The sequence below is a fragment of the Vibrio sp. 10N.222.54.E6 genome (assembly GCF_041473955.1).
Classification (GTDB): domain Bacteria; phylum Pseudomonadota; class Gammaproteobacteria; order Enterobacterales; family Vibrionaceae; genus Vibrio; species Vibrio tasmaniensis_A.
Genome location: NZ_JBFRTD010000017.1, coordinates 1 through 6,608, shown reverse-complemented (window position 1 = coordinate 6,608; position 6,608 = coordinate 1). Strand labels below are relative to the sequence as shown.

At 44.8% G+C, this 6,608-nt stretch carries 3 protein-coding genes; 2 read left to right on the top strand and 1 reads right to left on the bottom strand.

Annotation, left to right across the window (positions count from 1 at the left end; translation table 11 throughout):
- Nucleotides 1-22 precede the first annotated feature (22 nt).
- On the bottom strand, nt 23-967 hold the full coding sequence (gene rluC, locus AB4513_RS10630) for a 23S rRNA pseudouridine(955/2504/2580) synthase RluC (protein ID WP_009848612.1): 945 nt from the start codon (nt 965-967) through the stop codon (nt 23-25).
- A 618-nt stretch (nt 968-1,585) separates the two neighbouring features.
- On the opposite strand from rluC, the gene rne reads away from it, so the two are divergent.
- Both rne and AB4513_RS10620 read left to right on the top strand, forming a co-directional pair.
- Nucleotides 1,586-4,732 carry a ribonuclease E gene (gene rne / locus AB4513_RS10625; protein WP_102257373.1) on the top strand — a complete coding sequence of 1,049 codons (3,147 nt, stop codon included), beginning with the start codon at nt 1,586-1,588 and terminating at the stop codon, nt 4,730-4,732.
- 261 nt (nt 4,733-4,993) lie between these two features.
- Nucleotides 4,994-6,541, top strand: coding sequence for a SulP family inorganic anion transporter (locus tag AB4513_RS10620; RefSeq protein WP_009848614.1), 1,548 nt, complete (start codon nt 4,994-4,996; stop codon nt 6,539-6,541).
- Nucleotides 6,542-6,608: the final 67 nt, after the last annotated feature.

Sequence of the window (6,608 nt, the reverse complement as noted above, 5' to 3'; positions counted from 1 at the left end):
GTATCTCGTATCTCGTATCTTCTTAAAGCTTACGTAAACCAGTTAAGGCTTTCTCTAGCCTTCTTTCCATTGGCGCCGAGATATCAATCTTCTCTTCGCTACCCGGGTGGATAAACTTGATGTTGGCTGCATGTAAGAACAGACGATTCAGTCCTACTTTACCCGTATAAGCATCGAAACGACGATCACCGTAACGATCATCCCAAGCTATTGGATGACCGGTATACTGAGCGTGCACACGGATTTGGTGTGTACGGCCTGTAATTGGGCTAGCTTGAATCAACGTCGCCTCTTGGAATTTCTCTAAAACCTTAAAGCGGGTTTCAGAAGCTTTACCATTCGGGTTCACTCGAACAATGCTATTCACTTCATTTTTTAACAAAGGTGCGTTGACGACTTTACAGCTGTTCTTCCATTCGCCCATCACTAGAGCGAAATAGTATTTTTGAACCGTTTTTTCACGGAACTGTGCTTGAAGGTGTCTTAGCGCCGAGCGCTTCTTAGCAACAAGCAAAATGCCAGACGTATCTCTATCAATACGGTGCACTAACTCAAGAAAACGAGCATCAGGGCGAAGAGCACGCAATGCTTCAATCGCGCCAAACTTCAAGCCGCTGCCACCATGAACCGCAGTACCTGATGGTTTATTGAGAATCAGCATGTGATCATCTTCATAGATGATGCACTGTTCCAATTCCGAAACCTTATTGAGTTTCGTACTCGGTACGTTCTCTTCCGTTTTCTCTTCAATAGTAACGGGAGGGATACGTACTAAGTCGCCAGCTTTTAGTTTGTACTCAGCCTTGATACGTTTCTTGTTAACGCGGACTTCGCCTTTACGCACGATTCGGTAAATCATGCTTTTCGGGATGTTTTTTAATTGGTTGCGTAAGAAGTTATCAATACGCTGACCAGCCATATCTTCGTCAATGTCGACAAATTGGACTTGGGTTCTAATTTCGCTCATTGGGTTATTGTATCACTGTCACTTTTGATAATTGAGATTTTCTTAACCCTATTCTGAACTTATTTATCTAAAATCCCTGCGACTCTATCCCTAAAAGGGCATTGAAGTTCTATATTTCTTTGATTCTTCGAACAAAAAAGCACCAAGCTTCCTGCAAATTAAAATATCAATTGATAAATTATTTATAGACAGTGAGTTAGAGCTATCAAAACCCAAACAAAAACTGTTTTTTTTACCGCATTACGACAAAGCAGATTGCTGTGTTTACCGACCACTGCTATAGTTCACAGCTGCTATCAATGGATTGACTAATATTTAAACAGCTAACCATTCATAAGCAAGTAAATGAGTAGATGACTCAGATTAGACAGTGCTGCAATCGGCGTAAGACACGGTCAACTGAGTTCCTTATCGCTCTACTCACGTACACTCATGTTGAGTATTCACCGCCACATCGCGGATCATAGGCTAACTCCCTATGATGACTGACGTGCCCCAGAGCATCCCTCTCCAGCCGGGAGGCTGCACCGATAAAGCCATGGGATCTGGCACCATGAGAAACGAACTAAAGCGATAAGACCAATGATGAAAATAAGAAAAGACAATGAGAATTTCTAAATGAAAAGAATGTTAATTAACGCAACTCAAAAAGAAGAGTTGCGTGTCGCTTTGGTTGATGGCCAGCGACTGTTCGATCTAGATATCGAAAGTCCAGGTCACGAATCAAAGAAAGCGAATATCTACAAAGGACGTATTACCCGTATTGAACCAAGCCTAGAAGCGGCATTTGTTGATTACGGCGCAGAACGTCACGGTTTCCTCCCTCTTAAAGAAATTGCCCGCGAATACTTCCCTGAAGGTTATACATACCAAGGCCGTCCTAGCATTAAAGAAGTGCTAAGAGAAGGACAAGAAGTAATCGTACAAGTTGAGAAAGAAGAACGTGGTAGCAAAGGTGCTGCACTGACAACTTTCATCTCTTTGGCGGGTAGTTACTTAGTTCTTATGCCAAATAACCCTCGCGCTGGCGGTATTTCTCGTCGTATCGAAGGTGATGAACGCACTCAACTGAAAGCAGCATTAAGCACTCTTGAGCTTCCTCAAGGTATGGGCTTAATTGTGCGTACAGCGGGTGTAGGCAAAAGTGCAGAAGAGCTAGAGTGGGACTTGAACGTTCTATTGAATCACTGGGGCGCTATCAAGCAAGCTTCTGATTCAAATGCAGCTCCTTTCCTTATTCACCAAGAAAGTAACGTTATCGTTCGTGCGATTCGTGACTATCTACGTCGTGATATTGGCGAGATTCTAATCGACAGCAATACTATTTTTGAACGTGCACAAGCGCACATTCAATTAATACGCCCAGATTTCATGAATCGCGTTAAGAAATACGATGGTGAAGTACCACTATTCAGCCATTACCAGATTGAAAGCCAGATCGAATCTGCTTTCCAACGTGAAGTTCGTCTTCCATCTGGTGGTTCTATCGTAATCGACCCAACAGAAGCTCTGACTTCTATCGATATCAACTCTGCTCGTGCAACAAAGGGCGGCGATATCGAAGAAACAGCACTTAACACTAACCTAGAAGCAGCCGATGAAATTGCACGTCAATTACGTCTACGTGACCTAGGTGGTCTTGTTGTTATCGACTTTATCGATATGACTCCGGTTCGCCACCAACGCGAAGTAGAAAGCCGTCTACGTGATGCCGTTCGTTTAGATCGCGCACGTGTTCAGATTGGTCGTATTTCTCGCTTTGGTCTTCTAGAGATGTCTCGTCAACGTTTGAGTCCATCACTAGCAGAAGCAAGCCACCACATTTGTCCTCGTTGTACAGGTACTGGTGTTGTTCGTGATAACGAATCTCTAGCACTATCTGTTCTACGTCTGATCGAAGAAGAAGCTCTAAAAGACAACACTGCGCAAGTTCTTGCTGTAGTCCCTGTTCCTATCGCTTCTTACCTATTGAACGAAAAACGTCGCTCAGTAAACCACATCGAGAAGAACCAAGAAGTTAAGATCACTGTAGTTCCTAACTCTGACATGGAAACACCGCACTTTGAGGTTATCCGTGTTCGTGAAGGTGAAGAGTTCGACCTACTGTCTTACTTGCTGCCTACCAAGCTAGAAGCTCTAAAAGAAGCAGAAAGCAAAGAGCCTGCAGAACAGACTATTCGTCCTAAGAAGATCGAAGAGCCAGCTCTTAAAGGCTTCGCAGCTCCTGCTCAATCAGCACCGACTCCAGCTCCAGCACCTAAAGCTGTAGAAGAGAAAAAAGCTGAATCAGCAGCGACTCAAGAACCAGGTTTAGTTGGTCGTTTCTTCAAAGCTATCGGTAGCTTCTTATTTGGCTCTTCAACTCAAGAAGAGAAAAAAGAAGAAGAGAAGCAAGAAGAGAAACCTAAGAACAATCGCAACAACGGCAACCGTCAACGCCGTGATCGTAACGATAACCGTCGTCGTAACCAACGTGGTGACCGTGGTGAACAACGTGGTGACCGTGGTGAACAACGTGGTGAGCGTGGTGACAATCGTAACGAAAACCGTGACAACAAACGCCGTCGTAAACCAGTTCGTGATGAGAAACCTGAAGAGCAGAAAGAAACTGCTCCACAGCAAAATCGCCAGCCTCGTAAGCCTAAGCAAGACCGTCGCAATAAGTCACGTGATGAGCAGAAGCAACGCGAAGAGCTAGCACCATCTAAATTAGCAGAAGAAGGTCTACAGCTAGCGGCAGAAGCTCAAGCTGATAAACTAGAAGCGCCTAAGGCTAAGCCAGAAGCGAAAGCAGCTAAGATTAAAGAGCGTCGTCAGCGTCGTAAACTGAACAAACAAGTTCGTATTAAAGACCAACAAGCTGAAGCTTCAGAAAACTCGTCAAATGAGTCTGCTGTTGCTAAAGAACAGTCTATTGCGAAAGAACAATCAGTAGCTCAAGAGCAAAAAGTTGCGGAACAAGTAGAAGCAACTCAAGCAAACGCTGATGAACAAACAGAACAGGAAGAGCCGAAGCAACGTCGCAACCGTCGTTCTCCACGTCACCTACGTGCAAGTGGTCAACGTCGTCGTCGCGGTCGTGATCGTCGTCCTAACCCATTCCGCCTACGTAAAGGTGGTGTAGCTTCTCCAGAGATGGCTATGGGTAAAGTGATGCCTCGCTTCATTCCAAAACCTCACCATAATCAGGCAAAACCTGAAGTGGCTGAAGTTCAAGTAGCAGTTGAAACTCAAGTTGCTGTACAGGAGCAAAACGTAGCTCAAGAGACGGCACCACAAAGTAACACAGCTATTGCTGGCGGCTTTGCATGTCCTGAACTTGCGATGGGTAAAGTCATTATCCGCCGTGAAGAAGCTGAAACTGTCGTTGAAACTCAGGTAACTGAAGCTCCTGCGGTAGTTGAAACTGAGAAAGTTGAAACTCCAGTGATTGCTGAAACTGCGAAAGTTGAATCGCCTGTTGTAGCAGAAGCTGTGCAAGTAGAAGCAACACCAGTTGTTGAAGCTGAAGCACCTAAAGCTGAAAGTGTAAAAGTAGAAGAAGCTCCTGTGGTAAAAGCAGAAGCTCCTAAAGCGGCACCAAAGGCCGCTGTTGCTAAAAAACAAGCAGGTTCACCAATGACTAAAGCTCCTGGTCCTCAAGAGATCAAAGAGATTCAAGTTGTTGCGGCTCCATTCCGTACTGAGCGTTTTGTATCGAAAGGTGCAGGTAGCCAAGCAGCGTCAAATAAAGCCGGCGCAGGCATGACTAAACCTCAATACTAATGAGCTTCGCAGAGTAATCTGCAGAGAACTATCTAAGGGCGACTTATTCATAAGTCGCCCTTTTTTTATATCCATAGTTCCGATTAGTTATAATAGATATATTACTCAAAATAGGGTTCAACCTTGAACTTAATCACATTTTTGGGTAGCATTCGCGCACTTATATTTTCGACACTTAGCTATTGCCGCTCTTTTTCATCACTGTTTGGCTACGCAATACATTCGTGTCGGTAAACCCATTTTAAGCATAGCTGAGCAAACATGTTCGAATTCCCACAATTTTCAAAGCACTCTGTAAAAAATGATGTGCTTTCAGGTCTTACCGTAGCCTTAGCTCTGGTACCTGAAGCCGTAGCATTCGCCTTTGTTGCAGGCGTTGACCCAATGGTTGGTCTTTACGCAGCATTCATCGTAGGTTTAATCACTTCTGTCTTCGGCGGTCGTCCAGGTATGATTTCTGGTGCAACTGGCGCAATGGCTGTTGTAATGGTTAGCCTAGTAGCAACCCATGGCGTTCAATACCTCTTTGCGGCAGTTATGCTAGCCGGCCTTCTGCAAATTGCAGCGGGTGTATTTAAGCTAGGTAAATTCATCCGTATCGTTCCACACCCAGTAATGATTGGTTTCGTGAACGGTTTGGCTATTGTTATCTTCCTTGCTCAGCTTGGACAATTTAAAGCACCAGACGTAACAGGTGCGCTAACTTGGTTACCAAGCGGTCAAATGACACTGATGTTAGGTCTAGTCGCACTGACTATGGCTATCATCCACTTCTTACCTAAACTAACAACAGCGGTACCATCGTCATTGGTTGCTATTGTTACAGTAACGGCTTTGGTTGTTGGCCTTGATCTAGAAACTCGTACTGTTGTTGATTTCTTACGCACTATGTCTGGTGACGAAGCAGCAACACTAGCGGGCTCTCTACCAACATTCTCTATTCCAGCAGTACCGTTTAGCCTAGAAACGCTATACATCATCCTGCCTTACGCAGTGATTCTTGCAGCGATTGGTCTAATCGAATCACTACTAACGCTAACCGTACTAGACGAAATGACAAACACTCGTGGACAATCTAACCGTGAATGTGTTGGTCAAGGTATGGCGAACGTGACGTGTTCAGTATTTGGCGCGATGGGTGGTTGTGCGATGATCGGTCAATCGATGATCAACGTAAACTCAGGTGGTCGTGGTCGTCTTTCAGGTATCGTAGCGGCAGTTGCACTACTGATGTTCATCCTGTTCGGCTCTGCACTGATTGAAATGATTCCTCTAGCAGCACTTGTGGGCGTTATGTTCATGGTTGTTATCGGTACGTTTGAATGGGCAACCTTCAAGTTGGCACGTCGCGTTCCTAAGCAAGACTTCTTCGTTATCGTTCTTGTAACTGTCGTTACAGTACTAACAGACCTTGCGGTAGCAGTTGGTGTGGGTGTTGTAGCTTCTGCACTAATGTTTGCATGGCAACATGCTAAGCACATCTACGCAGACACATCGGTTAACGCTGAAGGCTCTAAAGAGTACAAAGTTAACGGTCCAATCTTCTTTGGTTCAACCGCTAACTTCCTTGAGTTGTTTGACTCATACAACGATCCACAAGATGTTATCGTTGATTTCGCAAACTCACGCGTTACTGACCACTCTGCTATTGAAGCGATCGACACGATTGCTGACCGTTACGCGGCACTAGGTAAAACACTTCACCTTCGCCACCTAAGCCAAGACTGTGTTGCTATGCTGCACAAAGCCGGTAGCTTAGTTGAAGCGAACGTTGCAGAAGACCCAATCTACAAAGTAATGTCTAAGTAAGCTTAGTCATAGCTTAAAGCTAGATTTAGAAAGGCCGACATTCAATGTCTAATGCCGTTCGGATAAG